Origin of the sequence: Streptomyces sp. NPDC007991 (assembly GCF_042958445.1) — a bacterium.
In the GTDB taxonomy this organism is placed as follows: domain Bacteria; phylum Actinomycetota; class Actinomycetes; order Streptomycetales; family Streptomycetaceae; genus Streptomyces.
Genome location: NZ_JBIBJD010000002.1, coordinates 728,981 through 755,839 on the forward strand (window position 1 = coordinate 728,981; position 26,859 = coordinate 755,839).

At 70.9% G+C, this 26,859-nt stretch carries 21 protein-coding genes and 1 pseudogene; 6 read left to right on the forward strand and 16 right to left on the reverse strand.

The features are described from left to right. Positions 1–80 precede the first annotated feature (80 nt). A complete protein-coding gene (locus tag ACFZDA_RS07370; RefSeq protein WP_391076230.1) occupies positions 81–1,046 on the forward strand; it encodes an NAD(P)-dependent oxidoreductase in 966 nt (321 codons plus the stop codon). 154 nt (positions 1,047–1,200) lie between these two features. Here the strand turns inward: ACFZDA_RS07370 and ACFZDA_RS07375 are convergent, their stop codons facing one another. From ACFZDA_RS07375 to ACFZDA_RS07385, 3 genes are all read right to left on the reverse strand, one after another. Beyond that, positions 1,201–2,067 (reverse strand): tyrosinase family protein, encoded by an 867-nt coding sequence (locus ACFZDA_RS07375; protein ID WP_391076233.1) that lies wholly within the window; start codon positions 2,065–2,067, stop codon positions 1,201–1,203. Further along, entirely contained in the window at positions 2,051–2,521 is a 471-nt protein-coding gene (locus tag ACFZDA_RS07380; RefSeq protein WP_391076807.1) for a tyrosinase family oxidase copper chaperone, read from the reverse strand. Before ACFZDA_RS07380 ends, ACFZDA_RS07375 begins: the two co-directional genes overlap by 17 nt. Positions 2,522–3,110: 589 nt before the next feature. After that, positions 3,111–3,728 carry a hypothetical protein gene (locus ACFZDA_RS07385; protein ID WP_391076236.1) on the reverse strand — a complete coding sequence of 206 codons (618 nt, stop codon included), beginning with the start codon at positions 3,726–3,728 and terminating at the stop codon, positions 3,111–3,113. 428 nt (positions 3,729–4,156) lie between these two features. Between ACFZDA_RS07385 and ACFZDA_RS07390 the strand changes: the two are divergent. After that, positions 4,157–4,388: pseudogene (locus ACFZDA_RS07390) on the forward strand (sugar transferase); the annotation flags it as partial. A gap of 353 nt (positions 4,389–4,741) precedes the next feature. Beyond that, complete coding sequence (locus ACFZDA_RS07395) at positions 4,742–5,314, forward strand: hypothetical protein (RefSeq protein WP_391076239.1); 573 nt, start codon at positions 4,742–4,744, stop codon at positions 5,312–5,314. A 603-nt stretch (positions 5,315–5,917) separates the two neighbouring features. Here ACFZDA_RS07395 and ACFZDA_RS07400 read toward each other — a convergent pair. The 11 genes from ACFZDA_RS07400 to iolC form a co-directional block, all read right to left on the reverse strand. Continuing rightward, complete coding sequence (locus tag ACFZDA_RS07400) at positions 5,918–6,178, reverse strand: hypothetical protein (RefSeq protein ID WP_391076242.1); 261 nt, start codon at positions 6,176–6,178, stop codon at positions 5,918–5,920. A gap of 245 nt (positions 6,179–6,423) precedes the next feature. Continuing rightward, entirely contained in the window at positions 6,424–6,687 is a 264-nt protein-coding gene (locus tag ACFZDA_RS07405) for a hypothetical protein (RefSeq protein ID WP_391076246.1), read from the reverse strand. Positions 6,688–7,630: 943 nt separating this feature from the next. Continuing rightward, complete coding sequence (locus tag ACFZDA_RS07410) at positions 7,631–7,960, reverse strand: hypothetical protein (RefSeq protein WP_391076249.1); 330 nt, start codon at positions 7,958–7,960, stop codon at positions 7,631–7,633. Positions 7,961–8,151: 191 nt separating this feature from the next. Beyond that, positions 8,152–8,484, reverse strand: a complete 333-nt coding sequence (locus ACFZDA_RS07415) for a cold shock domain-containing protein (RefSeq protein WP_391076252.1) — start codon at positions 8,482–8,484, stop codon at positions 8,152–8,154. Positions 8,485–9,360: 876 nt separating this feature from the next. After that, positions 9,361–10,878, reverse strand: coding sequence for a von Willebrand factor type A domain-containing protein (locus tag ACFZDA_RS07420; RefSeq protein ID WP_391076256.1), 1,518 nt, complete (start codon positions 10,876–10,878; stop codon positions 9,361–9,363). A 148-nt stretch (positions 10,879–11,026) separates the two neighbouring features. Further along, positions 11,027–11,899, reverse strand: a complete 873-nt coding sequence (locus ACFZDA_RS07425) for an ABC transporter permease (RefSeq protein ID WP_391076259.1) — start codon at positions 11,897–11,899, stop codon at positions 11,027–11,029. Then, a complete protein-coding gene (locus ACFZDA_RS07430; RefSeq protein ID WP_391076263.1) occupies positions 11,896–14,550 on the reverse strand; it encodes a CocE/NonD family hydrolase in 2,655 nt (884 codons plus the stop codon). The genes ACFZDA_RS07425 and ACFZDA_RS07430 overlap by 4 nt, the downstream gene beginning before the upstream one ends. Before the next feature lie 143 nt (positions 14,551–14,693). Beyond that, positions 14,694–16,196 (reverse strand): CoA-acylating methylmalonate-semialdehyde dehydrogenase, encoded by a 1,503-nt coding sequence (gene mmsA, locus ACFZDA_RS07435; protein WP_391076267.1) that lies wholly within the window; start codon positions 16,194–16,196, stop codon positions 14,694–14,696. 14 nt (positions 16,197–16,210) lie between these two features. After that, positions 16,211–18,094, reverse strand: a complete 1,884-nt coding sequence (iolD, locus tag ACFZDA_RS07440) for a 3D-(3,5/4)-trihydroxycyclohexane-1,2-dione acylhydrolase (decyclizing) (protein ID WP_391076270.1) — start codon at positions 18,092–18,094, stop codon at positions 16,211–16,213. 311 nt (positions 18,095–18,405) lie between these two features. Continuing rightward, positions 18,406–19,296: a deoxyribose-phosphate aldolase gene (locus tag ACFZDA_RS07445; RefSeq protein ID WP_391076273.1), complete on the reverse strand. Its 891-nt coding sequence runs from the start codon at positions 19,294–19,296 to the stop codon at positions 18,406–18,408. Further along, positions 19,293–20,243: a 5-dehydro-2-deoxygluconokinase gene (gene iolC / locus ACFZDA_RS07450; RefSeq protein WP_391076276.1), complete on the reverse strand. Its 951-nt coding sequence runs from the start codon at positions 20,241–20,243 to the stop codon at positions 19,293–19,295. Before iolC ends, ACFZDA_RS07445 begins: the two co-directional genes overlap by 4 nt. Positions 20,244–20,653: 410 nt before the next feature. On the opposite strand from iolC, the gene ACFZDA_RS07455 reads away from it, so the two are divergent. After that, positions 20,654–20,854 (forward strand): MerR family transcriptional regulator, encoded by a 201-nt coding sequence (locus ACFZDA_RS07455; protein WP_391076279.1) that lies wholly within the window; start codon positions 20,654–20,656, stop codon positions 20,852–20,854. Between the two features lie 61 nt (positions 20,855–20,915). On the opposite strand, the gene ACFZDA_RS07460 is transcribed toward ACFZDA_RS07455, so the two are convergent. Continuing rightward, positions 20,916–21,959: a zinc-binding dehydrogenase gene (locus ACFZDA_RS07460; RefSeq protein WP_391076282.1), complete on the reverse strand. Its 1,044-nt coding sequence runs from the start codon at positions 21,957–21,959 to the stop codon at positions 20,916–20,918. A 223-nt stretch (positions 21,960–22,182) separates the two neighbouring features. Here ACFZDA_RS07460 and ACFZDA_RS07465 point away from each other — a divergent pair, with 223 nt between their 5' ends. Both ACFZDA_RS07465 and ACFZDA_RS07470 read left to right on the forward strand, forming a co-directional pair. Continuing rightward, positions 22,183–22,422, forward strand: a complete 240-nt coding sequence (locus ACFZDA_RS07465) for a cation transporter (RefSeq protein WP_391076285.1) — start codon at positions 22,183–22,185, stop codon at positions 22,420–22,422. 145 nt (positions 22,423–22,567) lie between these two features. Next, positions 22,568–24,820 (forward strand): heavy metal translocating P-type ATPase, encoded by a 2,253-nt coding sequence (locus ACFZDA_RS07470; protein ID WP_391076288.1) that lies wholly within the window; start codon positions 22,568–22,570, stop codon positions 24,818–24,820. A gap of 621 nt (positions 24,821–25,441) precedes the next feature. Here ACFZDA_RS07470 and ACFZDA_RS07475 read toward each other — a convergent pair. Continuing rightward, the gene (locus tag ACFZDA_RS07475; RefSeq protein WP_391076291.1) at positions 25,442–26,731 is read right to left on the reverse strand and encodes a citrate synthase; all 1,290 of its coding nucleotides are present in this window, start codon (positions 26,729–26,731) and stop codon (positions 25,442–25,444) included. Positions 26,732–26,859: the final 128 nt, after the last annotated feature.

Here is a 26,859-nt window from a genome sequence, read left to right on the forward strand (position 1 = left end):
CCCACGTCACCGGCCAAGCGCGATCATGACCCCTGGAACCCAACCGTGGACCGGACCACGGGCCGTGAGAGGGGGATGACGTGCGGCTGCGCTGTGCTGTGCTGGACGACTTTCAGAAGGTGGCGACCGAGGTCGCCGACTGGTCGGTGGTCGCTGACGACGTGGAGGTCGTGTCCTTCGACCGCCACATCGACGGCGAGGACGCCCTGGCCGCCGCCCTGGCCGACTTCGACATCGTCGTGACCCTGCGCGAGCGCGTGCCGTTCCCCGCGTCGCTGATCGCCCGGCTGCCCCGGCTGAAGCTGCTCATCGCCTCCGGCATGCGCAACTCGGTCATCGACTACGGGGCCGCCGAGGCGCACGGCGTCACGGTGTGCGGCACGGCCAGTTCCTCCACCCCACCCGTCGAACTGACCTGGGCGCTGCTGCTCGGCCTCGCCCGCGGCATCGTCGAGGAGAGCGGTGCGCTGCGCTCCGGCGGCGCCTGGCAGAGCACGGTCGGCGCAGACCTGCACGGCCGGCGCCTCGGGCTGCTCGGTCTGGGGAAGATCGGCAGCCGTGTCGCCCAGGTCGGCCTCGCCTTCGGCATGGAGGTTCAGGCCTGGAGCCAGAACCTCTCCCGTGAGCGCGCCGACGAGGTGGGCGTGGAACTCGCTCCCTCGAAGGAGGACCTGCTCGCGAAGAGCGACTTCGTCTCGGTCCACCTCGCGCTGAGCGACCGCACCCGCGGCCTGCTCGGCCCCGCCGAACTCGCCCTCCTGAAGCGGACCGCGTACCTGGTCAACACCTCACGCGCGGCCATCGTCGACCAGGACGCGCTCCTCGCCGCCCTGTACGAGGGCCGAATCGCCGGTGCCGGCGTCGACGTCTTCGACGTCGAGCCCCTCCCCGCCGGCCACCCGATGCGCACGGCCCCCCGCCTCCTCGCCACCCCGCACCTCGGCTACGTCTCCCGGGCCAACTACGCGACGTACTACGGCCAGGCTGTCGAGAACATCCGCGCCTTTCTGGCCGGTGCGCCCATACGGCTCCTGGCACCCCACTGAGGTGTGGGGCCTGGTGACGCCATGCCCGGCGGCCACGGGCGCCCGCGTCGGCGGCTACTGACCGGCCGGTCCCCGCGGTACGCCCAACGGGCCTCGCCGTGCCGCGTTCGCGTGCCGCGCGTGCGCAGCCGCGCCCGTACACGGCTCGTACGGACTACGCGTACCGGTAGATCCGGCTGTGGTCCTCCAGCTCTGCCGGTGTGACGCCCCAGGGCGGCATCCGCTCGTGCAGCGCGATGACTCGGCCGCGTTGTGCGTCCCCTCGGGCCAGCGGCTTCGCGGGGAGATAGCCTGCGTCCGGGTGCCGCCGCTGCCAGCGGAACCAGAGAAGATCCACAAAGGCGTGGTGCAACCAGAAGACGGGGTCGTTGACAGACGCGCCGCCCATCATCTGCCCGCCTACCCAACGGTGGACCCGGTTGTGGGTGTGCCACGAAGCGGGGCCCCGCCCGGAACCCCACCCCTCCAGCTTGTTGCGGAACCCTTTGGTCGACTGGGAGTTCCAGGGTGCCGTGTCATAGACGGGATCGCTGAGGGCCCCTTCGATGTCTGAGGCCTTGGGCAGCGCGAACGGGTCCTGGGGGCGGCCCAGATCACGCGTGAGGTATGCCGTGTCGGTGAACCCCACCTTGATCGTCCACATGCCGTGGCGGTAGGCGAAGGGGCCGGACATCACCTGCCGGTCGGAACGCCGCCCGGTGCCGCCGAGCAGGTCATCGGTCCACGGTACGGCCGTCGGCGTGCGGTTGCGCGTCCAGTCCCAGTACGGCAGGGTCACCGACTCGTCCACGCGGCGCAGCGCGTTCTCCAGTTCCAGCAGGAACCTGCGGTGCCAGGGCAGGAAGGAAGGTGCCATGTGGGCGGTGCGCAGGCCGCCCTCGCCGTCGGGGGCGTAGTACTCGATGTGCATACGCACGAACTCGTCGTACTCCCCGCGTCGTTTGAGCTCCAGCAGCGCGTTGACGAGCCGGCGACGTTCGGACTGGGTGAGCGTGCTGACGTCCTTACGTGTGTACACCATGGCGATGCTCCCCCTCGGTGTCCTTGTTGCCGTTCGCCGTACGGCTGTCCTCCGTGCGGCTGCCCCGCTCCTGCGGCGTGCCCAGCCGTGCGCCGGGGCCGAGTTCGTCGACGGCAGCGCGCGCGGCGGCGAGCGGGGTCGCGTACGACTGGTAGTGGTCGATCATGCTCATCCAGCTGCCGTCCGCCCGGCGCATCAGATGCAACGTCCGTCCGTCGACGGTGACGTGCCACGCGCTCGGGCCCTCCTCCGCAGGCCGCTCGGCGTCATGTCGGACACCTGTGATGCGGCGCCCGCGGTACGTCTCGTCGAACCGTTCCCCGTCTCCGGCCGGTCCCGGCGCCTTCCCCTCCGATCCCGATGCCATCGGGGTCGTCCCCGACGCCACCAGGGCTGGGGCGAGAGCCGCCGTGAACGCCGATGCGAACAGCCCCCACAGCACACGGCGTCGCACCGTGGCCCTGGCGTGGTGGGCGGGCGACTTCGCGGGGTGCGCGGAGCCGGCAGCCGCGGGGATGACCGTCGCGGGCGCCGCGGGGCGCCCTGGTTGTGACTGCGGTGGTTCGCCGGTTCCCAATGCTGGCCTCCTCATCGCCTTGAAAAAGGCGGTCCACGTGACACACGCACGACGCACCGATCCCATGCGCGGTGGGACCGACGCGGGAGTCCCGCTCAGCCCTGCGCCTGCAGTTGAGCGGCGGCACCGGCCACGATCAAGGACCCGGCAACGAGGGCGGCGGCCTTGAGAGACTCCATCGTGTTCCTTTCGACGGCAACTCGAAAGTCACCGGCGGGATTACTTCACCGCCTTCAACGAGCCCCGGACCGAGCGGAAACCCCGCACGCGGAAAAATACGGCGGCCCACACCGAAGGTCACCCGAATGAAGGGCACACCTTGTCCGCCTTTCTCATCCTCGTATGAGCAGGGAAAGACATGGTCGGCATGGTCCAGCCGTCACAAACACGTCGTACCGGCCCGCCGCAGGGCCGGTACGACGTCCGGGCCGAGTGCCTGCTTCACCTCAGGCGCACCTGCCCGTACTCAGGAAGACAGCGGGACCGGCAGGCCCGGCAGGTTGCCCAGGAGGCCTGTGAGGGTGGACACGAGCCCCAGCGCCAGGTCCGTGATCGCGGGCAGGATGGCGGCCGGGTTGGAGAGGGCCGCGAGCAGGGCATCCACCAGTGACTGCAGGTCCTCCAGGCCCTGCCTCGTCTCGGCCGCCTTCGCGGTGTCACGTGCCGTGGTTCCCGTCGGCGACAGCGGCACGGACGCCTGGTTCGTCGACGCCGGCGGGGTATTCGGCACCACGGGGGCCGCCGGAGTGGCGGAAGCCGTCGTGTTCGTCTGTACGGCGGTGGCGGCCCTGGCGATGGCGGCCCTGGCGGCGTCCCCGAGCTTGGCGGCCTCCGTGGCGGAAAGCTCACCCTTTTCGACCTTGAGCGCGGCGTCCATCAGCGCGGTGACCGGCGACACCACGGTTCCGATGTAGCCCAGTTGCTGAACCTGGGCCTGGAGGGTGGCCGCGTCGGCGACGGGGGCCTCCACGGAAGTGCGGTCGCGCACGGTGTCGGCAGCCAGGGCAGCGGGAGCCGCGACGCCGAGCGCGAGGGTGGCGCACAGTGCGGAAGACGCGATGCGCCGAGCCGAGAGAGCGGGCATGGAAGTTTCCTTTCGCAGGTCATGCATGGGGGTTCCTGCGTCCAGAGTGAAAGCAGCCACCACTGTCTGCAACACGTACAACACCCTGTGTAGTGGAAGCTACGTCAGGAGGGGGAGTCGTCGCTGGTCAGACGTACCGCCGGGGTCGCCCGCCACCCCTCCGCATTCGGCGCAAGACCCGAACCAGGCCGGGAGTCGCCAGGGCCGGACGGTGTACCTGATGACGCGACGAACCAGCCGGCAAGGCCTGATGTGCTGCACGCGCACAGCGCCAAGGCCGGACTCGCGGCCCGGCTGGTGGTGCGGGACGGATCCCTACGGTGTTCCAGCCGCACGCCTGGTCGTTCGAGGCGTGTGGCTGTGGCACCGCGGCGTGGGAACGGTGCGGGGCGCGCTGGACCACCTGCGTGGTGTGCGTCAGCAAGGCTGAGCGCGTGCCCCAGCTGTGGAATGTCTTCCGGGGCGACATGGGCCCTGGTCGGGCCGCGCCCCGAACGGCCTTACTTCGTCGCCGTGTTCAGCCAGACCTACCCCGGTTACGCCGCTCGCCAGCGGCAGGACGTGTGCATCCTGTTGCGCACCGCCGCCGCGCTGGTCCGGCCACCTGCCATACCGTCACGGCTCCTGAGCTATCGCCACGTGAGTTCCCCGTGCGGGTGAGCCCTGGCCAAGAGCCAGGAACGAGTTCGGGTGCCGGACATGGTTCGTCCGGCACCCGGAAGGAGCACTATCGAGCGGTCTCGTTACCGACGAAACCCGGCTCGGCCTCGTCGGTACACGACGGTGCCCCCTGCCACCAGCAGCGCGGCGGCTCCCGCGGCTACGAGCACCTGCTCGTCCGCGCCGGTTTCGGCGAGTGAGGGCGGCTCCGCCGGGGGCTCGGTGCGAGGGACGTCCGGGGAGGTCGGGTGCGGGGGCGTGGGCGTCTCCGGCTCTGACGGAGGTGAGCTGGGCGGTGACGTGGGCGGGGTGGACGAGTCGTCGCCGTAGCCACCGTCGTCCCCGTAGCCGTCGTGCCCGTAGCCACCATCGTCCCCGTAGCCACCATCGTCCCCGTAGCCACCGTCGTCCCCGTAGCCACCATCGTGCCCAGAACCACCGTCGTGCCCGTAGCCACCGTCGTGCCCGTAGCCACCATCGTGCCCGTAGCCACCGTCGTGCTTGGAACCACCGTCGTCCCCGTAGCCACCGTCGTGCTTGGAACCACCGTCGTCCCCGTAGCCACCGTCGTGCTTGGAACCGCCATCGTCCCCGTAACCACCGCCGTCGGCGGAGCCGCCATCGTCCCCGTAACCGTCGTCCGCGGAGCCGCCATCGTCCCCGTAACCGTCGTCCGCGGAGCCTTCGTCGCCGTAGCCCGGGTCATCGCCATAGCCGCTGTCATCGCCGCGACTGCCCTGGAGGTCGGCACCCTGGTCGCGGCCGTCGTGGGAAGCGTCGTTCCGCCCGCGCGGATCCGGGTCGCTGGTCGAGGCTGCCTCGTCAGACGAGTTCGCCACCTCGCCCTCGCCGGCGGAACCGAGGGCCGCCCTCACGGCAGCGTCCGCTACGGACTCCGCTTCGTTCCCCGCCACCGCGCTGGGTGACACCCCGGCGCTTCCCTCGGAGCGCGCGTCCGCGTCGCTGGTCGAGGCTGCCTCGTCAGACGAGTTCGCCACCTCGCCCTCGCCGGCGGAACCGAGGGCCGCCCTCACGGCAGCGTCCGCTACGGACTCCGCTTCGTTCCCCGCCACCGCGCTGGGTGACACCCCGGCGCTTCCCTCGGAGCGCGCGTCCGCGTCGCTGGTCGAGGCTGCCTCGTCAGACGAGTTCGCCACCTCGCCCTCGCCGGCGGAACCGAGGGCCGCCTTTACGGCAGCGTCCGCTACGGACTCCGCTTCGTTCCCCGCCACGGCGCTGGGTGACACCCCGGGGCTTCCCTCGGAGCGCGGGTCCGCGAACGCCGGCATGCCGTACAGGGACAGAATGCTCGTCGCGGCGGCTGCCACGACCATTCCCCTGCTCAGGTTCTGTCGCAATCTGGTTTTCCTCCTACTCGAATCAAGTGCAAAAACCAACCCCGGGACCGAAGGAACAGACCCCGAGGCCGGCCCCTGCCGCAGCCGTTCGGCTGACGTGGTGCGGAGTCCTGTACGTGGTGCACACGGGCCTGACGACGCCGACGGCGGGCCCCGACGCGCCCTCTCTCGTCAGGTTCTCCCCCTCTTTTTGCGGCTGCGCCGGGGAGCGGCTTCACGCCTGCCGTAGTTTCGTTGCCGCTTGATCTTCTGACTTGTCAGAAAATGAGATCCGGTGAAGTGCCAATAACGGCAGCCGGGGCACCGATAGATCCGGTCCGGGATCTTCTCGATCAGCGGCTGCCTGACGAGCCAGGCGCGAGCCTCGTCCTCGCTACGGAACGACGCCTTTCCCGACTCCGGGCAACGCGGCAGAATGATCGTGTCACTCATTTCCCCTCCGAAGTGCACTGCGTGCGCGATCGCCTACGGCGCCCATTTCAAGTGATCATCATCAAATCTGACAAAGCGAAAGCGTCTCTCCCTCGGCGGATGAGGTAGTCGCCCCATCCGCCGCCAGGGAAAGACGCTTTCAAGTGGGTCACGACCCCCGAGGGAATCGAATGCGGGTGCCCCTGCCGCATCGGACTTGAACAGTCACCATCCGGAAAAGGGGAACTCCGTGCGTCCCGTGGACGTCAGCCGCCGAGGAGGCCACCGAGGTCGACGGTGATGGCAGCCGAGGCCGTGTTGTCGTTGTCGTTGACAGCGACAGCGGTGTTGTCGTTGTCGTTGTCGTTGTCATTGCTGTTGGTGTTGGTGTTGGTGATCTCGTTGACCACGGTCACCGGCGGCTGCTCGTCGTCGCTGCCGCTGTAAGCGCTGGCAGCCGAGGCGGAACCCGCGAGGATGGCCACCGCCGCCAGGGACGCGGCAGCACCGCGCTTCATGCTCTTGCGCATTGGAATATCTCCGTTCTGTTTCTTCCCCGTTGGAAGAACGAGACCGATATTGCCCCAGCGCCGAAGCAGACGCCACTTCGAGCACCCCTGACTGCGGAACTTCATCCACATGGCCCCAACAGGGCAGGTAATAGGAACTACCCAATGCCCAGGTCGCGGCCCATTACCTCCACCAATGGAGTAACGCCACACCGGCAGCACAACGGGCTTGAACTCGCGCGCAGAGCCCTTCCCTACCTCTGTCATCGAGGTACGGAATGAGCGGGCAGGTGATAGCCGACCCGAAGGATCGTCCCCTGTGGGTGCCCCGGCCGACGGGACCGAGCTGTCGACACCGGGGGCGGCGAAGCCGAAGTCCAGGTGCCGGTATGGCGGGAGGGGCCGGCCTGGTCGGTGCTTCCGGTGGACTGCCGGCGCATCATCACAGCGCTCGCTCGACCGCCGTCAGCCCGGACGAGGGCGAGGCGGTGGTGCGCGGCGGCCACCTGCTCAGGCAGTACCTGAGCGGCTGCGTGGTTCGCCGTCGTCGAAGTCCTGGGGGCCGGCGCCGACGACAGCTTGTAGCGGACCTGTCCGCGCAGCTGGTCGTGGAACTCCTTGACCAGGCCGTGGTCGCGCCACTTGATGCCGTTGCCCACGAGGCAGCGGACCGCGTCCAGCGTCGCCCGGCGGCGGTACGCCCGCGGCCGGCCACCCCCAGCCGACGCATCCAGCCCGGTGGCGGCGGCAGCGTCCCGGACGGCCGCAACCCCTGCTTCGGCTGGAGGAGGGTTCAGTCTGTCACTTCGTCAACTGCGATGCTGCCCAAGAGTGTTCGTACCCCTGCGGGATCGCTGACGGCACACGCTGTTCACACGAAAGTCGCCGCCCCCCAGACCTCGCGGATCGCGAAGTGGGCGACGGCGGCTGTGTACGTCAGGCGGACGGCGACGAGAGAGACCCGTCAGCGGGTGCAGACCGTGGCGCTCTGGCCGTCGGTCTCCAGCGTGGCGCAAACGCGTGGCACAGCGGGCACGGTGACACTGACGTTCTCCGTAACGCCTGCCTTGACGTCCTTCTTCACGTTGGCGAGTTCGGTGTCACCGGCGGAGATCCGCACCCCCACGGTCCGCGCCGCGCCGCATGTGATGCCGACGGTGACCGTGCTGCTCCCGTCGCTGGTGATCTGCTGCAGCCCGACGACACAGGGGAAGCCCTGCGGAGCTGCCTGCGCCGGCGCGACAGCCAGAAGCGGCGCTGAAGCCAGCAGCACGGTGGCCGCCGAGCGAAGCATGCGGTGAGACATGGGTCCTCCAAAGTGACTGGTGGCAGGCCGCCATCAGCGAGCTGCCCCTGATCTACGGCGCCGAAATACCCCTTACGCGCCTTACGGGAAGATGTGACCACGGGCTCAGGAGCCCCGCAATCTGCCACGCCCGGCTGCTGACCGGTCCGCCTCGGAGGGGTGATCAGCCTCCGTGGCCTTCACGCTTGTGTGTGCGAGGGGGCCATTGAGTTGGCATGGGCGGTGAGTTCGGGCATCGCGTCTGCCTCGGTCCGCAGCTGAATACCGCGAGCCGATGGACAGCGCACCCCTGGCGCGATCCGGCAGATGTTGTCGGCCCGGATGCCGGCGGAGTCCTCGGTGATGTCGAAGAACACCCGCTCGCCCGCGAGTGGCGTGCGGTCCACACGACCGTGAACCGCGGAACGACAGGCGACAACATCCGATGCTCCGCCGTCCCGCGCGATGACGCCCACTCCCCGGTCAGAATCGAACCATTTCACGACACCACTCGGCACAGCCACCCCCGGCATCCAGCGACATTGACGGAGAGTTCACGCGGCGTCCGCGCGCACATCCTCGTCCTCAACCTCGCCCTCACCCCGCACACATCTGGTACGCCTTGCGTAATCCCGCGATGCTGGTGGAAATCCGCCCTGCCTGCCCCAGGGATTCCCTGTGGACCCATGGTTGTCATCTGGACCGGCCACCACTGCGAAGAAGGGTTCCAGCGGTCCGCGTTCCACACACAGGACACTGCCGCCGCGGGGCGGCCCGGGCCGCGAGAGTGCCCAGGGCCTGCTGGAGAGCCGCTTCCACGGCTGTGGGAACAAACAGCGTTCCCACACCGTCGGGGGGAACAAGCCAGCGGAGACGCCCTGGGGCCCGGTGCGGCGCGGGTACCGTGACCCATGCGCCATGGCCCAGGTATCGGACGTCCATGCCGATCCAGCGGCCTGCGGGATGCGGCGGCAGGAAGAAGCCCACTCTGCGGGCGACGGCGTCAGCCAGTACGGGGCCGGGCGCCTGGGGGGTGCGTAAGAGGGCGTCCAGGGCCAGTGCGCCCAATTCCTCCGGCACACTCAGCACATCCCAGTACCGTCCGCAGGCCAGCACCGCGACGCCGCTTTCTCCGTGCCACTGCCGTTTGCAGTCGCGCGGATCGGTCGCTGCTCGGGCGAGCCACTCCGTGGCCTGCCTCCTGATGGTTCGCATGAGGTTCCTCCGGATCCATTGGAAACGGCATTTTCCCCCTTGCCACCCAGGCTGGTCAGGCCCGGCCCGTTCATGATGATGGATTTCTCAATTGCGCGGAAGGGGTGGCGTGCCATGGCGAATTTCCTCTGAAGTGCTCGATACCGGGCTCCGCGTTCCCCTGAGTTCTGAAAATCGCCCAAGAATATGAACGTTCATTCTCGGTCGGTGCGCTTCAGGCGCTTCGCCGTGTCGATGGCCTCCGCGAGGCGGCGTATCTCCGTGTCCTCCGTGCGGTCCGCCAAGTCCTCGGCGTGCTCGGCGAGTTCCCCGAGCCCCGGGGCGCCCGGCAGCGAGGGGTCGTCGTGGCGCAGGGCGTCGGCGAAGTAGGCGGCCGTCGCGGTGACCTGGAAGGAGCGGTTCGCGCTGCGGACGGAGTCGTCGAGGGCGTCCGTCTCCAGGGCGCCGGTCTCCTCGTGCGGGTCGCGGGTGCCGGGGTCGAGCCAGCGGACGGTGGCGGTGGCGAGGTGGCCCTCGGCGCCGGGCCTGACGCGCACGGCGTACAGGGCGGTGACGGTGTGGCCGGGGCCGACCTCGCCGCCGTCGACGCGGTCGTCGCGGAAGTCCTCGTCGGCGACCCTGCGGTTGTCGTAGCCGACCAGGCGGAACTCCTCGACGGTCTCGGGGTCGAAGGCGACCTGGGCCTTGGCGTCGCGGGCCGTGAGGTCGATGTTGCGCGGGAGTTCCTCGCAGAAGACCTTGCGGGCCTCGTCGGTGCCGGACACGTACACGGTGTGGCCGTCGCCCTTGTCGGCGAGGCGTTCCATCAGGGCGTCGCCGTAGTCGCTGCCGACACCGACGCCGAAGAGGGTGATGCCGTGCTCGCGGCGTTCCCCGGAGATCCGCTCCAGGATCGTGTCGGCGTCGGTGTCGCCGGTGTTGGCGAGGGCGTCGGAGACGAGGACGACCCGGTTGGTCGCGCCCTCGCGCAGGCCCTCGACGGCCGTCTCGTAGCCGGTCTCGACGCCCGCGCCGAGGTTGGTGGAGTCGCGGGTGTCCAGCTCGGAGATGACGTCGTGGATCTCGTCGCGGTGGCCGTCGAGGCGGGTCATGGGCAGGACGGTCTCGGCGTCGTCGCTGAAGGTGACGATCGCGACCGAGTCGTCGTCACGCAGCCGGTCCGTCATCACCGCCAGGGACTCCTGGGCGAGGTCCAGGCGGCCCGGTTCGGCCATGGAGCCGGAGATGTCGATGACGAAGGTGAGGGCGGCGGGCGGGCGTTCGCCGGTGCGCCCGGTGGTGCGGGTGGCCAGGCCCACGCGGACCAGGGACCAGTCCTCGTCGGCGGTGCGGGCGCCGTCGACGGTGACCGAGAAGCCGTCGCCGTCGGGGCGTTCGTAGTCCTGGCGGAAGCTGTTGACGAACTCCTCGGGGCGGACCGTCGAAGGGTCCGGGAGCCTGCCGTCGGCCAGGGTGCGGCGGGCGTAGTCGTAGGAGGCGGTGTCGACGTCGAGGGCGAAGGTGGAGAGGTGGTCGGGATCTTCTCGGCGGTCGTCGCGCTCGCTGCTGCCCTGGCTCTGGGCGGGCGCGGGCAGGCCCGAGGTGTCACGGTCGGCGGCCTTGCTGCCCTCGCTGCCGGCGCCGCCCCCGCTGCACGCGGTGAGCAGCAGTCCGCCCGCCGCTGTGAGCGCCAGCAGCAGCTTGCGTGTCCGGTACCGCTCGTACGGCTTCATCGTCCGTGCCCCCTGAGTCCGTTGGCGTCGCCTTCTTGCGACTGTGACGGCGCAGGGGGCCGGAACGTGCGGTACGGGGGGTTGCGGAAGCGTCTCGAAGCGGCCACGGGGACCGGCCTTCGAGACCGGTGGGTGATCCTCCGTTGACCTAGGAGACGACGTCCTTGCGGGCGAAACCGCGGAAGGCCAGGGCGAACAGCACGAGCGCGTACGTTACGGAAATCGACGTGCCCTGGATCATGTCCGTCCACTGCAACCGGGGTTGGACGGCGTCGAGCCAGGCGTACTGCCAGTGCGCGGGCAGGAAGTGCCGCCAGTCGCCGAGGGCCGTCACCTCGTCGAGGACGCTGCCGATGATGGTCAGGAACACCGCGCCGCCGACCGCGCCGAGCGGTGCGTCCGTCCGGGTCGACAGCCAGAACGCGAGGGCAGCGGTGACCAGTTGGGACACCATGATGTACCCGACGACGATCAGCAGGCGCTGGGCCGCGGTGCCGGTGGGCAGGGTGCCGCCGGTGGGCAGTTCGAGCGGGCCCCAGCCGTAGGCGGCCGTGCCGACGAGGAGGGCGACGACCGGGAGCAGCACCAGCGCGGCCAGGCTCAGGCTGAGTCCGACGGCGAGCTTGGACCACAGCAGCCGGGCCCGGGGCACGGGCGCCGCGAGCAGGTAGCGCAGGGACGACCAGCTCGCCTCGGAGGCGACCGTGTCGCCGCAGAACAGGGCGACGGGGATGACGAGGAGGAAGCCGGCGCCGGAGAAGAGGTTGACGGCCGCGAAGTTGGCCCCGGACGCCGTCGCCGTGTCCATGAGGTTGACGCGGTTGTTGTTGCCGCCCGGGTCGCCGCCGACCTGGAAGGCGATGAGCAGGATGAGCGGCAGGGCGAACAGGACGCCGCCCATGACCATCGTGCGGCGCCGCTTCAGCTGCCGGACCAGCTCGACGCGGAAGGGCAGGGTGCGGCCCGCGCGGTAGCCGTCGGCGACCTCGACGGGCTCGGCCCGGTCGGCGAGCTTGCTCATGCTTCGGCTCCGATCAGGGTGAGGAAGGCGTCCTCCAGTCGGCGGTGCGGGCCGACCGACCGCACGGGCACGTCCAGCCGTACGAGTTCGGCGACCAGGCGCTGCGGGGTGCCGTCGGCGTCGAGCTGGACGAGGAGGCCCTCGTCGACGGGCACGGCCGAGGCGACGCCCGGCAGGGCGGCGACCTTCTCGACGACGGGCCCGTCGACGGGCGTGGCCGTGCCCACCAGGAGGGTGTCGCCCGAGCCGACGATGTCCTCGACCGGGCCCGCCTGGACGAGCTGTCCGTGGTCCATCACGACCAGGTGCGTACAGGTCTGCTCGACCTCCGCGAGGAGGTGGCTGGAGACGATGACCGTGCGCCCTGCCGCGGCGTAGCGGATCATCACCTCGCGCATCTCGCGGATCTGGGGCGGGTCGAGGCCGTTGGTCGGTTCGTCGAGGATGAGCAGGTCCGGCATGCCGAGCATGGCCTGCGCGATGGCCAGGCGCTGGCGCATGCCCTGCGAGTAGGTGCGCACCGCGCGGGCGAGCGCGTCGCCGAGGCCCGCGATCTCCAGGGCTTCGTCCATGTGCGCGTCCTCGGCGGGGCGGCCGGTGGCGCGCCAGTACAGCTCCAGGTTCTCGCGGCCGGACAGGTGCGGCAGGAATCCCGCGCCCTCGACGAAGGCGCCGACCCGGGACAGGACGGGGGCGCCCGGGCTGATGGCGTGTCCGAAGACGCGGATCTCGCCGCCGTCCGGCTTGATCAGGCCCATCAGCATGCGCAGGGTGGTGGTCTTGCCGGCGCCGTTCGGGCCGAGCAGGCCGAGGACCTGGCCCTTCTCCACGCGGAACGACAGGTCCTTGACGGCGTACCGGTCGGAGGACTTGGCGTACCGCTTGGTCAGGTCCGTGATCTGGAGGGGCACGTCGGCCAGTTCGGGGTCCGGCGGGGCGGGTGCGGCCGTGCGGCGGCGGCCCGTGATGATCAGCGCCAGGGCGATCACGGCGCCGGCGGCCGGCATCCACCACACCCAGGCGGGCAGCGGGCCCTGTGCGGTGCTCTCGCCGAGCGCCGACGGGACCTTGAGGTCGCCCTTGAGGGAGACGGTGTATGTGGCCGGGGTCGCCGGGGAGGCGTAGCCGAGGTCCGTGGAGGCGAGGACCAGGCGCAGCCGGTGGCCGTCCTCGACCTGGTGGTCGATCGCCGGGAGGGTGACGGTGACGTCCTTGCCGGCCTTGGCGTCCTCGACCCTGATGGGTGTGACCAGCTGGGAGGGCAGCACCGGCTGGGTGCGGCCGGGGCCGACGTCGTAGACCTTGGCGAAGAGCACGGCGTCGTCGCTGGTGGACTTCACGTGGATCGTGGCGGTCGGGGAGCCGGTGATCTGGACGTCGTCGCGGAAGGGGGCCGACTCGAACGCGGCGAACTGGCCGGGGAAGTCGAGGGAGATCCCGACGCCGAGCGAGGACAGCTGGCTGAGGCCGCCCGCTCCGCCGAGGCCGGGCAGGGCGGAGACGCCGGGCGGGCTGGCGCCGGGCGGGTTGTCGAAGCTCTGCTCGCGGCCGGCCAGGGCGATGGAGCGCTGCTTGTTCTCCAGGCCGGGGTAGCGGTCCGAGGTCACGCCGGTCAGCCGGGGTTCGCCGTCGCCGGAGCCGAGGCCGAGGGTGCGGGTGACGCGGAAGGCGGGGCCGGTGTCGACGCCCTTGTCGTCCTTCAGATAGCGGTCGAACCAGCTCCGCACGCGCCCTTGGACGCGGCTCGTCTCCATGTCGCCGCCGTCGTGGCCGCCGGCGATCCAGTCGACGTCGACGGGGGCGCCGCCCGCACGGATCGCCTTCGCCGCCTGGTCGGACTGGCCGAGTGGGAAGAGGGAGTCGGACTGGCCCTGCATCAGCAGCGTCGGCACCTTGATGTTGTCGCCGACCGCGGAGGGCGACCGTGCGTCGAGCATCTTGCGGGCCTCGGCGTCCGGTTTGCCCGACTCCGCGACCCTCTCGTACATCCGGCACAGCGCGGGCTCGAACCGCTCGCAGCCGCCGCCGGAGTTGACGAAGATGCCGGCCCACAGCTTCTTGAACACGCCGTTCGGGAACAGCGCGTCGGCGAGGTTCCAGTACGTGATGGCCGGGGCGATGGCGTCCACCCGGTCGTCGTGTCCCGCCGTGAGCAGGGCGATCGCGCCGCCGTAGGAGGCGCCGGCCATGCCCACGCGGGGGTCGCCGGGCTTGTCGAGTTCGACCTGGGGCTGCTTCGCCAGCCAGTCGATGAGCTTGGAGACGTCGGCGACCTCGCCCTTGGGGTCGTTCAGCCCGATCTTCCCGTTCGACTTGCCGAAACCGCGCGCCGACCAGGTCAGGACCGCGTAGCCGTCTCTGGCGAGATCCTCGGCCTGCTGCCGTACGTCGTTCTTGCTGCCGCCGAAGCCGTGGCCGAGCAGGACGGCGGGGCGGCGGCGGTCTCCTTGGGAGGTGAAGAACGAGGTGTCGATCCGCACGCCGTCCGCTGTGTCGAGGAGCCGGTCGGTGCGGTGGACCGGGGCGGTCTCGTCGTCTGCGACGGCCGTCCATGTGCCTGCGCCGGCGAGAACGACGACGGCGGCCCCGGCGGCGAGGAGCCTCCGGGGCCTCCGCAGCAGCCCGTTCAGTCCGGGCAGTCGAAGATCCATGCGTCAACGGTACGGGGTCAACCTGTCGATGAGTTGTCGACCAGAGACCGAAGTGCGAGGCCTTCCAGGGGTGTACACGGAGTTTTCGGCGTACTGCGGGTGGTGTACGGCGTCGAGCTCAGGCGGTGTGGTAAGCGACGACCTCAGTGGTTGCGCGGGAAGCCCAGGTCCACGCCCGCCGGGGCGTCGGCCGGGTCCGGCCAGCGGGTGGTGACGACCTTGCCGCGGGTGTAGAAGTGCGTGCCGTCGTTGCCGTAGATGTGGTGGTCGCCGAAGAGCGAGTCCTTCCAGCCGCCGAAGGAGTGGTAGCCCACGGGGACCGGGATCGGGACGTTCACGCCGACCATGCCGGCCTCGACCTCCAGCTGGAAGCGGCGGGCCGCGCCGCCGTCCCGGGTGAAGATCGCGGTGCCGTTGCCGAACGGCGAGGCGTTGATCAGGTCCAGGGCCTCCTCGTAGGTCTCCGTGCGCAGCACGCACAGGACCGGGCCGAAGATCTCGTCCTGGTAGGCCTTCGCGCTCGTCGGCACCTTGTCGAGGAGCGAGATGCCGATCCAGTGGCCGTTCTCGAAGCCGTCGACGGTGTAGCCGGTGCCGTCGAGGACCACCTCGGCGCCCTCGGCCGCCGCGCCCTCGACGTAGGAGGCCACCTTGTCGCGGTGGACCTTGGTGATCAGCGGGCCCATCTCGGAGGCGGGGTCGTTGCCGGGGCCGATCTTGATCTTCTCGGCGCGCTCGCGGATCTTCGCCACCAGTTCGTCGCCGACCGAGCCGACCGCGACGACCGCCGAGATGGCCATGCAGCGCTCGCCCGCCGAGCCGTAGGCGGCGGACACGGCGGCGTCGGCCGCCGCGTCGAGGTCGGCGTCCGGGAGGACCAGCATGTGGTTCTTGGCGCCGCCCAGCGCCTGGACGCGCTTGCCGGCCGCGGAGGCCGTGGAGTGGATGTAGCGGGCGATCGGGGTCGAACCGACGAACGACACCGCCTTCACGTCCGGGTGTTCGAGCAGCCGGTCGACGGCCACCTTGTCGCCGTGGACGACGTTGAAGACGCCGTCCGGCAGGCCCGCCTCGGCGAGCAGCTCGGCGAGTTTGACCGACGCCGACGGGTCCTTCTCCGACGGCTTCAGCACGAACGTGTTGCCGCACGCGATGGCGAGGGGGAACATCCACATCGGCACCATCGCCGGGAAGTTGAACGGCGTGATGCCGGCGACGACGCCGAGCGGCTGGCGGAGGGAGGAGACGTCGACGCGGCTGGCCACCTGCGTGGACAGCTCGCCCTTCAGCTGGACGCTGATGCCGCAGGCCAGGTCGACGATCTCCAGGCCGCGGGCGACCTCGCCGAGGGCGTCGGAGTGGACCTTGCCGTGCTCGGCGGTGATCAGCTCGGCGATCGCGTCGCGGTTGGCGTCGAGCAGCGCGCGGAACTTGAAGAGGATGGACGTGCGCTGGGCCAGGGAGGACTGGCCCCAGGTCGCGAAGGCCTCCTTGGCGGCGGCCACCGCCGCGTCCACCTCGTCGGCCGAGGCGAACGCGACCTTCGTCGTCACCTCGCCGGTCGCCGGGTCGGTCACCGGCCCGTGGGTGCCCGAGGCGCCTTCGACGGTCTTGCCGCCGATCCAGTGGTTGACGATCTTCGTCATGGCCGGGTACTCCTTCACAGATGGCGGCGTCGGGTGGAGACGTGCCGTTCGTACAGCTCGCGTGCCTTGACCGCGGACGGCCGTATCGCGGTCTCGGCCACGGGTACATCCCACCAGGCCTGCGCGGGAGGCGCGCCCGACACTGTGTCTGCCGTTTGGGTCTCCACGTAGACACATGTGGGAGTGTCGGCGGCCCGGGCCTCGGCGAGCGCCGCTTCGAGGTCCCGCACGGTCTTCGCGCGCAGTACGCGCATGCCGAGGCTGGCCGCGTTGGCGGCGAGGTCCACCGGCAGCGGCGGGCCGGTGTACGAGCCGTCCTCGGACGGGTAGCGGTAGGCCGTGCCGAAGCGCTCACCGCCCACCGACTCGGACAGCCCGCCGATGGACGCGTAGCCGTGGTTCTGGATGATCAGGACCTTGATCGCGATGCCCTCCTGCACGGCCGTCACGATCTCCGTCGGCATCATCAGGTACGTGCCGTCGCCGACCAGCGCCCACACGGGCCGGTCGGGGGCGGCCATCTTCACGCCGATGGCGGCCGGGATCTCGTAGCCCATGCAGGAGTAGCCGTACTCCAGGTGGTACTGGTCGTACGAGCGGGTCCGCCACAGTTTGTGCAGGTCGCCGGGGAGGGAACCGGCGGCGTTGATGAGGATGTCCGAGTCGTCGACCAGGGCGTCGAGCACGCCGAGGACCTGCGGCTGGGTCGGGCGGGTGTCCGGCTCGTCCACCTCGTAGCAGGCGTCGACGCGCTGCTCCCAGCGCTCCTTGTCCTCGGTGTACTCGGTGGCGTACAGCGGCGCGACCCGGTGGCCGTGCATCTCCAGCCGCTCGGTCAGCTCCTCCAGGCCGGTGCGGGCGTCCGCGATGAGGGGCTGCCCGGCGAGCTTGTGGCCGTCGAAGGAGGCGATGTTGAGGTTGAGGAACCGGACGTTCTCGCCGGTGAAGAGGGTGCCGGAGGCGGTGGTGAAGTCGGTGTAGCGGGTGCCGACGCCGATCACCAGGTCGGCGGTGCGGGCGAGTTCGTCCGCGGTGGCCGTCCCGGTGTGTCCGATGCCGCCGACGTCCTGGGGGTGGTCGTGGCGCAGGGAGCCCTTGCCGGCCTGGGTGGAGGCGACCGGGATGCCGGTGGTCTCGGCGAACTCGGCGAGCGCCGCCTCGGCACGGCTGTGGTGGACGCCGCCGCCGGCGACGACCAGGGGCCGCTTCGCCGCGCGGATGATCCGTACCGCCTCGGCGAGTTCCGCCGGGTCGGCGCCGGGACGCCGTACGGTCCACACGCGCTCGGCGAAGAACTCCTCGGGCCAGTCGTACGCCTCGGCCTGCACGTCCTGGGGCAGGGCGAGGGTGACGGCGCCGGTCTCGACGGGGTCGGTGAGCACGCGCATCGCGTTCAGCGCCGACGGGACCAGGGCCTCCGGGCGCGTGATCCGGTCGAAGTACTTCGACACCGGGCGCAGACAGTCGTTGACCGACACGTCGCCCGCGTACGGCACCTCCAGTTGCTGGAGGACCGGGTCGGCGGGGCGGGTGGCGAAGACGTCACCGGGCAGGAGCAGCACCGGCAGGTGGTTGACGGTCGCCAGGGCGGCACCCGTGACGAGGTTGGTGGCGCCCGGGCCGATGGAGGTCGTGACCGCGTGCGTGGACAGCCGGTTGGACTGGCGCGCGTACCCGACCGCGGCGTGCACCATGGCCTGTTCGTTGCGGCCCTGGTGGTACGGCATCGCGTCGGTGTGCTCCAGGAGCGCCTGGCCGATGCCGGCGACGTTGCCGTGGCCGAAGATGCCCCAGGTGGCGCCGATGAGCCGCTGCCGTACGCCGTCGCGTTCGGTGTACTGGGCGGACAGGAAGCGCACGAGCGCCTGAGCGACCGTCAGCCTCGTCGTCGTGGTCATCGATTTCCCCTCCCTATGGATGGTCACGGGTACGCGGGGGCCGTCGCGGGTGTTCACCACCGGGAGTGAACACACAGGTCTCCGGCACGACACGGCGAGGCCGCGTGCGCCTCGCGTGGGGGACCTCCGGCGCGGGGCCGTAGCGGGCGGGGAGTTGTCGCTCGCTCTTCGCTCCTGCCAAAGCAAAGCGGCATCCCGCGCCGGAGGCGATCTGGGTCCGGGCGTCATGGGCGCCCGGGAGGGGCGGCACGATCCGCACGACGGTCGTGGTGCCCTGGGGGGTGTACGGCTCACTGCTCATGAAGCGGCCCTCACAGCAGTCCTACGGCGGTGTCCACGGCGGCGGCCACATCGCCGTCCGCCGGGTACAGCAGCGAACGGCCGACCACCAGCCCGCGCACGGTGGGCAGTTGGAGCGCGCCGCGCCACTTCTCGTACGCCCCGGCCTGCTCCTCGGCGGAGCCCCCCACCTCACCGCCGAGCAGTACGGCGGGCAGCGTGGAGGCGGCCATGACCTCGGCCATGTCGTCGGGGTTGTCGGTGACCGGCACCTTCAGCCAGGTGTAGGCCGAGCTGCCGCCCAGGCCGGAGGCGATGGCGATCGACCGGGTGACGGCCTCGGCCGACAGGTCGTTGCGCAGCCGGCCCGTCTCGTCGCGGCGGGAGATGAACGGCTCGACGAAGACGGGGAGCCGGCGGGCCGCCATGGCGTCGATGGCGCGGGCGGTGGACTCCAGCGTGGTGAGGGAGCCCGGGTCGTCGTAGTCGATGCGCAGCAGCAGCTTGCCCGCGTCGAAGCCGAGGCGCTCGATGTCCTCCGGGCGGTGACCGGTGAAGCGGTCGTCGAGCTCGAAGCGCGCGCCCTGGAGGCCGCCGCGGTTCATCGAGCCCAGGACGACCTTGCCGTCGAGGACGCCGAGGAGGAGCAGGTCGTCGAGGATGTCGGCGGTGGCGAGGACGCCGTCCACGCCCGGGCGGGACAGGGCCAGGCAGAGGCGTTCGAGGAGGTCGGCGCGGTTGGCCATGGCCAGGCCGCGGCCGCCGACGCCGAGGGCGCCGCGGGCCGGGTGGTCGGCGGCGACGATCATCAGCCGGCCGTTGTCGTTCAGCAGGGGCCTGCGGGGGCGGCGGGCGGCGGCCTCGGCGATCGCCTCCGGGCGGTGGCTGCGCAGGCGGACGAGTTCGCAGACGTCGACGGTCACTGGACGGCCCCCGCGGTGACGGCCGCCTCGATCTCGTCCGCGGTGGGCATCGCGGAGGAGCACTCCAGGCGGGAGGCGACGATGGCGCCGGCGGCGTTGGCGTGCCGCATGGTCTTCTCCAGGTCCCAGCCGGACAGCAGGCCGTGGACCAGACTGCCGCCGAAGGCGTCTCCGGCGCCGAGGCCGTTGAGGACGTTCACGGGCAGCGGCGGGACCTCGGCGGTGACGCCGTCGCGGTGGACGGCGAGGACGCCCTTCGGGCCCTGCTTGACGACGGCCAGCTCGACACCGGCGTCCAGGAGGGCCCGGGCGGCGGCGTGCGGCTCGCGCACGCCCGTGGCGACCTCCACCTCGTCGAGGTTGCCGACGGCGACGGTGGTGTGGCGCAGGGCCTCCTGGTAGAAGGGGCGGGCCGCGTCCGGGTTCGTCCAGAACATCGGGCGCCAGTCGAGGTCGAAGACCGTCGTGCCGGACCTGGCGCGGTGGGCGAGGGCCGCGAGCGTCGCCGTACGGCTCGGCTCCTCGCTCAGGCCCGTGCCCGTGACCCAGAAGACGCGGGCGTCACGGATGGCGTCCAGGTCGAGCTCGTGGGCGTCGATCTCCAGGTCGGGGGCCTTGGGCTGCCGGTAGAAGTACAGCGGGAAGTCGTCCGGCGGGAAGACCTCGCAGAACGTGACCGGGGTGGGCAGGCCGGGGACCGGGGTGACCCAGCGGTCGTCCACGCCGAAGCCCTTCAGGGCCTGGTGCAGGTACGTGCCGAAGGGGTCGTCACCGGTGCGGGTGATCACCGCCGTGCGCCGTCCCAGGCGGGCCGCGGCGACCGCGACGTTCGTGGCCGAGCCGCCGAGGAACTTGCCGAAGGAGGTGACCTGCGGCAGCGGGACGCCCGTCTGGAGCGGATACAGATCCACTCCGATGCGCCCCATGGTGATCAGGTCGTACGCCATCGGCTTCCCCTCGGTGTCGGCTCTCCCCGGCTTTGTAGTCCCCTTTCCGAAGCCCTGTCAATGTTTTGTCCGGACATTCGGACCAGATCATGACAGCGCTTTCCGGTGTCGTGTGCCCGTGCCCGCTTTCCGTGCCCCTCGGTTCTCCAGTCTTCGCCTGATGCCGCGTCAAGGCACCCCGCCGGAGCCCGGGCGGGCGCGTGTGCCCCGGCTGTGTCACAAACGCCCCCGTCCTGTCACAGGTGTCCCGTGTCCGCGACCCTTCCGTCACACCCGGCGCACAGGCCCTGCCCGGTGTCACGGGAGCGTCGTTGACCGGACACAGGCTTGTTGATCGCCAGCGCAGCGCCCGGCTCCCCCGGACGGCCGTCCCCGGCCCCCGCCGTGGTGCGCGCGGGGAGGTGCACGTCATGACCGACCGAAGGCTCTGGTCCTACAAGGAGATCGCGGCACACATCCGGGTGCAGCCTGACACCGTGCGGTCCTACCGCAAGCACGGCCTTCTGCCCCCGCCCGACCACGTCGAGAACGGCAAGCCCTACTGGTACGCCGACACGGTCCGGGCCTGGGTGGCGTCCCGGCCCCGCAACCGCGCCCGGAGAGCCGACTGACCGTCCCGGCCCGGCCCCGTGCCCCACCGCCGCGCCGGGCGCGGCCGTCTCCGTGAGCAGGTCAGCGCCACGGCTCGATGACCGTCGCGCCCGCCGGTGGCGCCGTCCCCATCGCCGCCAGGGCGGGCGGGGCCGCGTCCAGCGGGATCGTGGACGTCACCAGCAGGTCGGGGCGCAGGACACCGCTGCGGACCAGCTCCAGCATCGGCGGGTAGCCGTGCGCGGCCATGCCGTGGCTGCCTAGGAGTTCCAGTTCCAGGGCTATCGCGCGGGCCATCGGCACGGGGGTCGTGCCGCTCGGCGAGGGCAGCAGGCCGACCTGGACGTGCCGGCCGCGGCGGCGCAGGCCGTTCACGGAGGCGGCGCAGGTGGCGGGGGAACCGAGGGCGTCCAGAGAGAGATGGACACCGCCGCCGGTGAGGTCACGGACCGCCGACGCGGGGTCCGGCACGGCCGACGCGTCCAGGCACCGCGCCGCCCCGAACTTCCGCGCCAGGTCCAGCGCCCGGGCCGACACGTCGACGGCCACGACCCGCGCGCCCGACGCCGCCGCGATCATCACGGCGGAGAGACCGACCCCGCCGCAGCCGTGCACCGCGACCCACTCCCCCGCCGCGACCCGGCCCTGCAGCACCACCGCCCGGTACGCCGTGGCGAACCGGCAGCCGAGGGAGGCCGCCGTCGCGAAGGACAGCTCCCCGGGGAGCGCCACGAGGTTGACGTCGGCGTGGTCCAGGGCCACGTACTGGGCGAAGGAGCCCCAGTGCGAGAAGCCGGGCTGGGTCTGCCGCTCGCACACCTGGTGGTCGCCCGCCGCGCAGGACGGGCAGATGCCGCAGGCGCAGATGAACGGCACGGTGACCCGGTCGCCGGGCCGCCAGCGGGTCACCCGGCCGCCCACCGCCTCGACGACTCCGGCGAGTTCATGCCCGGGCACATGCGGCAGCGTGATGTCCGGGTCGTGGCCCTGCCAGCCGTGCCAGTCGCTGCGGCACAGCCCCGTGGCCTCGACCCGCACGACGACACCGTGCTCCGCGGGCTCCGGATCGGCGACGTCCCGCACCTCGGCCGGCTCCCCGTACCGCTCGAACACCACGGCCCGCATGAGCTACCCGCCTTCCGTTCGCGTCCGGGGACGGCGCCGGTCGTCCTCGCGCCCCCGGGCAGTCAGCGCCTCGGGGAACGCTAGCCGGTGCGTGCGGGGCCGTGCCGCGCGGGCCCGTGCGAGCTGGTGGGTGAGGTCGTGAACTGATACCCCCTAGGGGTACAGTGGGTATATGGACCCAAGGGTCCCCACAGCCCCACATGCCTCGACGAGGAGTAACGACATGACCGCCCAGACCGATACCACGGGCCACGTCACCACCGTCTACAAGGTGAGCGGCATGAGCTGCGGACACTGCGAGGGCGCCGTCTCCGGCGAGATCTCCCAGCTCTCCGGCGTCAGTTCGGTGACGGCCGTCGCCTCGACCGGCGAGGTCACCGTCGTCTCCGCCGCCCCGCTCGACGAGGAGGCCGTGCGCGCGGCCGTCGACGAGGCCGGTTTCGAGCTGGCCGGGAAGGCCTGACCGGTTCTGGGAGCACGGGGCGCACAGGTCTGAGACACCCCAGGCCTGGCACTCGTACCGACGTACGGGCCGTACGCCGCCGCCCCCCGGCCCGTACGGCCCCCGTCGCACTTCCCGGGCGACCCGCATCACCTGGAGTACGGACATGACCAGCACCACCGCCAAGGCGCCGGCCGGCCGCGAGCCGGCACTCGCCGAGGTCGAGCTGCTCATCGGCGGGATGACCTGCGCCTCCTGCGCGGCCCGCGTCGAGAAGAAGCTCAACCGCATGGACGGCGTCGCCGCCACGGTGAACTACGCGACGGAGAAGGCCCGGGTCACCTATCCCGCGGGCACCGAGGTCGCCGACCTGATCGCGACCGTGGTGAAGACCGGGTACACCGCCGAGGAGCCCGCGCCCCCGCGCGAGGAGGAGCCCGCCGAGGGCGCGCACGCCGCCGGGGAGGACGCCGAGCTGCCGGCCCTCCGCCGGCGCCTCGCCGTCTCCGCCGCCCTCTCCGTGCCCGTCATCCTGCTGGCCATGGTCCCGGCGCTCCAGTTCGACAACTGGCAGTGGCTCTCGCTCACCCTCGCCGCACCGGTCGTCGTCTGGGGCGGGCTGCCCTTCCACCGGGCGGCGTGGACGAACGCCCGGCACGGCGCCGCCACCATGGACACGCTGGTCTCCCTCGGCACGCTGGCCGCGTTCGGCTGGTCCCTGTGGGCCCTGTTCCTCGGCGACGCGGGCATGCCCGGCATGCGGCACCCCTTCGAGCTCACGGTCTCGCGCGGCGACGGCGCCTCCTCGATCTACCTGGAGGTCGCGTCCGGCGTCACCGCCTTCATCCTGCTGGGCCGCTTTCTGGAGGCCCGCTCCAAGCGCCGCGCGGGAGCCGCCCTCAAGGCGCTGCTGGAACTGGGCGCCAAGGAGGTGGCCGTCCTGCGGGACGGGCGCGAGGTGCGGATCCCGGCGCGGCGGCTGGCCGTCGGCGACCGGTTCGTCGTACGGCCCGGCGAGAAGATCGCCACCGACGGCACGGTCGTCGAGGGCGCCTCGGCGGTGGACGCCTCGATGCTGACCGGCGAGTCCGTGCCGGTGGACGTGACGGCCGGGGACGCGGTCACCGGCGCGACGGTCAACGCGGGCGGCCGGCTCGTCGTCGAGGCCACCCGGATCGGCGCCGACACCCAGCTCGCGCGGATGGCGAGGCTCGTGGAGGACGCGCAGAACGGCAAGGCCGAGGTGCAGCGGCTCGCCGACCGGGTCGCCGGGGTCTTCGTGCCGGTGGTCCTGCTGATCGCCGCCGCCACGGCCGGGGCGTGGCTCGGCCTGACCGGCGACAGCGTCGCCGCGTTCACCGCCGCCGTCGCGGTCCTGATCATCGCCTGCCCGTGCGCCCTTGGCCTGGCCACCCCGACCGCGCTGATGGTCGGCACGGGCCGCGGCGCCCAGCTCGGCATCCTCATCAAGGGCCCGGAGGTCCTGGAGTCCACGCGGCGGATCGACACGGTCGTGCTGGACAAGACCGGCACGGTCACCACGGGCCGGATGACCCTCCAGGAGGTCCACGTCGCCGAGGGCGCCGACGAGAAGGAGGTGCTGCGGCTCACGGGCGCCGTCGAGCGCGCCTCCGAGCACCCCGTGGCCCGGGCGATCGCGCTGGGCGCCGGGGAGAGGGCCGGAGCGCTCCCGGACGTCGAGGACTTCGAGAACGTCCCCGGGCGGGGCGTACGGGGGCGTGTGGAGGGCCGCGAGGTCGCCGTGGGGCGGCTCTTCGACGACGTACCGCCGGAGCTGGCCCGCGCGCGGGAGGAGGCCGAGCGGGCCGGCCGTACGGCCGTCGTGGCCGGCTGGGACGGGACGGCGAAGGCCGTCCTGGCCGTGGCCGACGCGGTCAAGGAGACCAGCGCCGAGGCGGTGCGCGAGCTGCGCGCGCTGGGGCTCACGCCGGTGCTCCTGACCGGGGACAACCGGGCGGTGGCCGACGCGGTGGCCGAGGCCGTCGGGATCGACCGGGTGATCGCGGAGGTCCTGCCCGAGGACAAGGTCGACGCCGTACGGCGGCTGCGGGCGGAAGGGCGGGTCGTCGCCATGGTGGGCGACGGCGTCAACGACGCGCCCGCGCTCGCCACCGCCGACCTGGGCCTGGCCATGGGCACCGGCACGGACGCGGCGATCGAGGCGGGTGATCTGACGCTGGTGCGCGGCGATCTGCGGGTGGCCGCGGACGCGATCCGGCTGTCCCGCCGGACGCTGGCCACGATCAAGGGCAACCTCGTGTGGGCCTTCGGCTACAACGTGGCCGCGCTGCCGCTGGCCGCCGCGGGACTGCTGAACCCGATGATCGCCGGGGCCGCGATGGCCTTCTCGTCGGTCTTCGTCGTCACGAACAGTCTTCGACTCCGGACATTCCGGTGAAGTCCCCCGAATTCGCCCTAAGTTCGCGGCGAATGCGATATGAGCCCCTCTGGAGTCCGCAGCCCGGCTCACATAAGCTCTTCACAAGGCGCACGCATCATCCTTACGCTTGAGCCCCGGACGGCATATCCGGGCTCTTGCGCATCTACCGGACATACGCAAGAGACGCAGATCACAGTGATGTGAACGTAACCATCGAAGGGGTTCGAAGGTCTAAGTTGACGATGTCAGGCAGCGTCTTGGGGGGCGCCACCTGGCATCTGGAGATGTCTTGGGGGACTTCTCCAGAGATGCGTTGCCGGGGCACGTACACCGGGAAGCTTTGAGCGGCCCTCCCGGTCGTGCGCTGTCCCGGCAGACCGCACCACCGCAGTACGGCGAGTTCTGCTCGTTTTGCTCAACAGCGATTCAGGCGCTGTCCTCACAGACGCCCGGCCGGATCCCGTGGGGGGAATCCGTACCGGGACTGGGAAGGCGCCCTGGCCGTCGGCCCGTGGGGGGACCGGCGTTCCGGGGCGCCTTCTTTTCTGCCTCACGGCACCTTCACGCCTCGCGCGCCCACGCAAGGGCCCCCGCACCCGCACGGCGGCGGATACGGGGGCCGAGCGGCGCTACGACGCCTCAGCGCTCCTCGACGGGCACGAAGTCGCGCTCGACGACTCCCGTGTAGATCTGGCGCGGGCGGCCGATGCGGGAGCCCGGCTCCTTGATCATCTCGTGCCACTGGGCGATCCAGCCCGGAAGCCGGCCGAGGGCGAACAGGACGGTGAACATCTCGGTCGGGAAGCCCATGGCCCGGTAGATCAGGCCGGTGTAGAAGTCGACGTTCGGGTAGAGGCTGCGCGAGACGAAGTAGTCGTCGGAGAGCGCGTGCTCCTCCAGCTTCAGCGCGATGTCCAGCAGCTCGTCGGACTTGCCGAGGGCGGACAGCACGTCGTGCGCGGCGGCCTTGATGATCTTGGCGCGCGGGTCGAAGTTCTTGTAGACCCGGTGGCCGAAGCCCATCAGGCGGACGCCGTCCTCCTTGTTCTTCACCTTGCGGATGAAGTTGTCGACGTCGCCGCCGGAGTCGCGGATGCCCTCCAGCATCTCCAGCACGGACTGGTTGGCACCGCCGTGCAGCGGACCCCACAGGGCGTTGATGCCGGCCGAGATCGACGCGAACATGTTCGCCTGCGAGGAACCGACCAGGCGGACCGTGGAGGTCGAGCAGTTCTGCTCGTGGTCCGCGTGCAGGATCAGCAGCTTGTCGAGCGCGGAGACCACGACCGGGTCGAGGTCGTACTCCTGCGCGGGGACCGAGAAGGTCATGCGGAGGAAGTTCTCCACGTAGCCCAGGTCGTTGCGCGGGTAGACGAACGGGTGGCCGATCGACTTCTTGTACGCGTACGCCGCGATCGTCGGGAGCTTGGCGAGCAGACGGATCGTGGAGAGGTTGCGCTGGCGCTCGTCGAACGGGTTGTGGCTGTCCTGGTAGAACGTGGACAGCGCCGAGACGACCGAGGACAGCATGGCCATCGGGTGGGCGTCGCGCGGGAAGCCCTTGTAGAAGTTCTTGACGTCCTCGTGCAGCAGGGTGTGCTGCGTGATGTCGTTCTTGAACGTCGAGAGCTCGTCGACGGTCGGCAGCTCGCCGTTGATCAGCAGGTAGGCGACCTCCAGGAAGGTGGAGCGCTCGGCCAGCTGCTCGATCGGGTAGCCGCGGTACCGCAGGATGCCCGCTTCGCCGTCCAGGTAGGTAATGGCGGATTTGTAGGCGGCGGTGTTGCCGTAACCGCTGTCCAGTGTCACCAGACCGGTCTGGGCGCGGAGCTTGCCGATGTCGAAGCCCTTGTCACCGACGGTGCTGTCGATCACCGGGTAGGTGTACTCGCCGTCGCCGTACCGCAGTACTACAGAGTTGTCGCTCACGTCATCCCTCACCGACGTTGTGCCTCTTCTTCGAGGTGCCCTGACTGTCTCTACCATCCCCCATTTGGCGCAGGAGAGTGCACTCGGGGTCGACCATTGGGCCTATCGGCGGCACTGAGTGCCGCCAA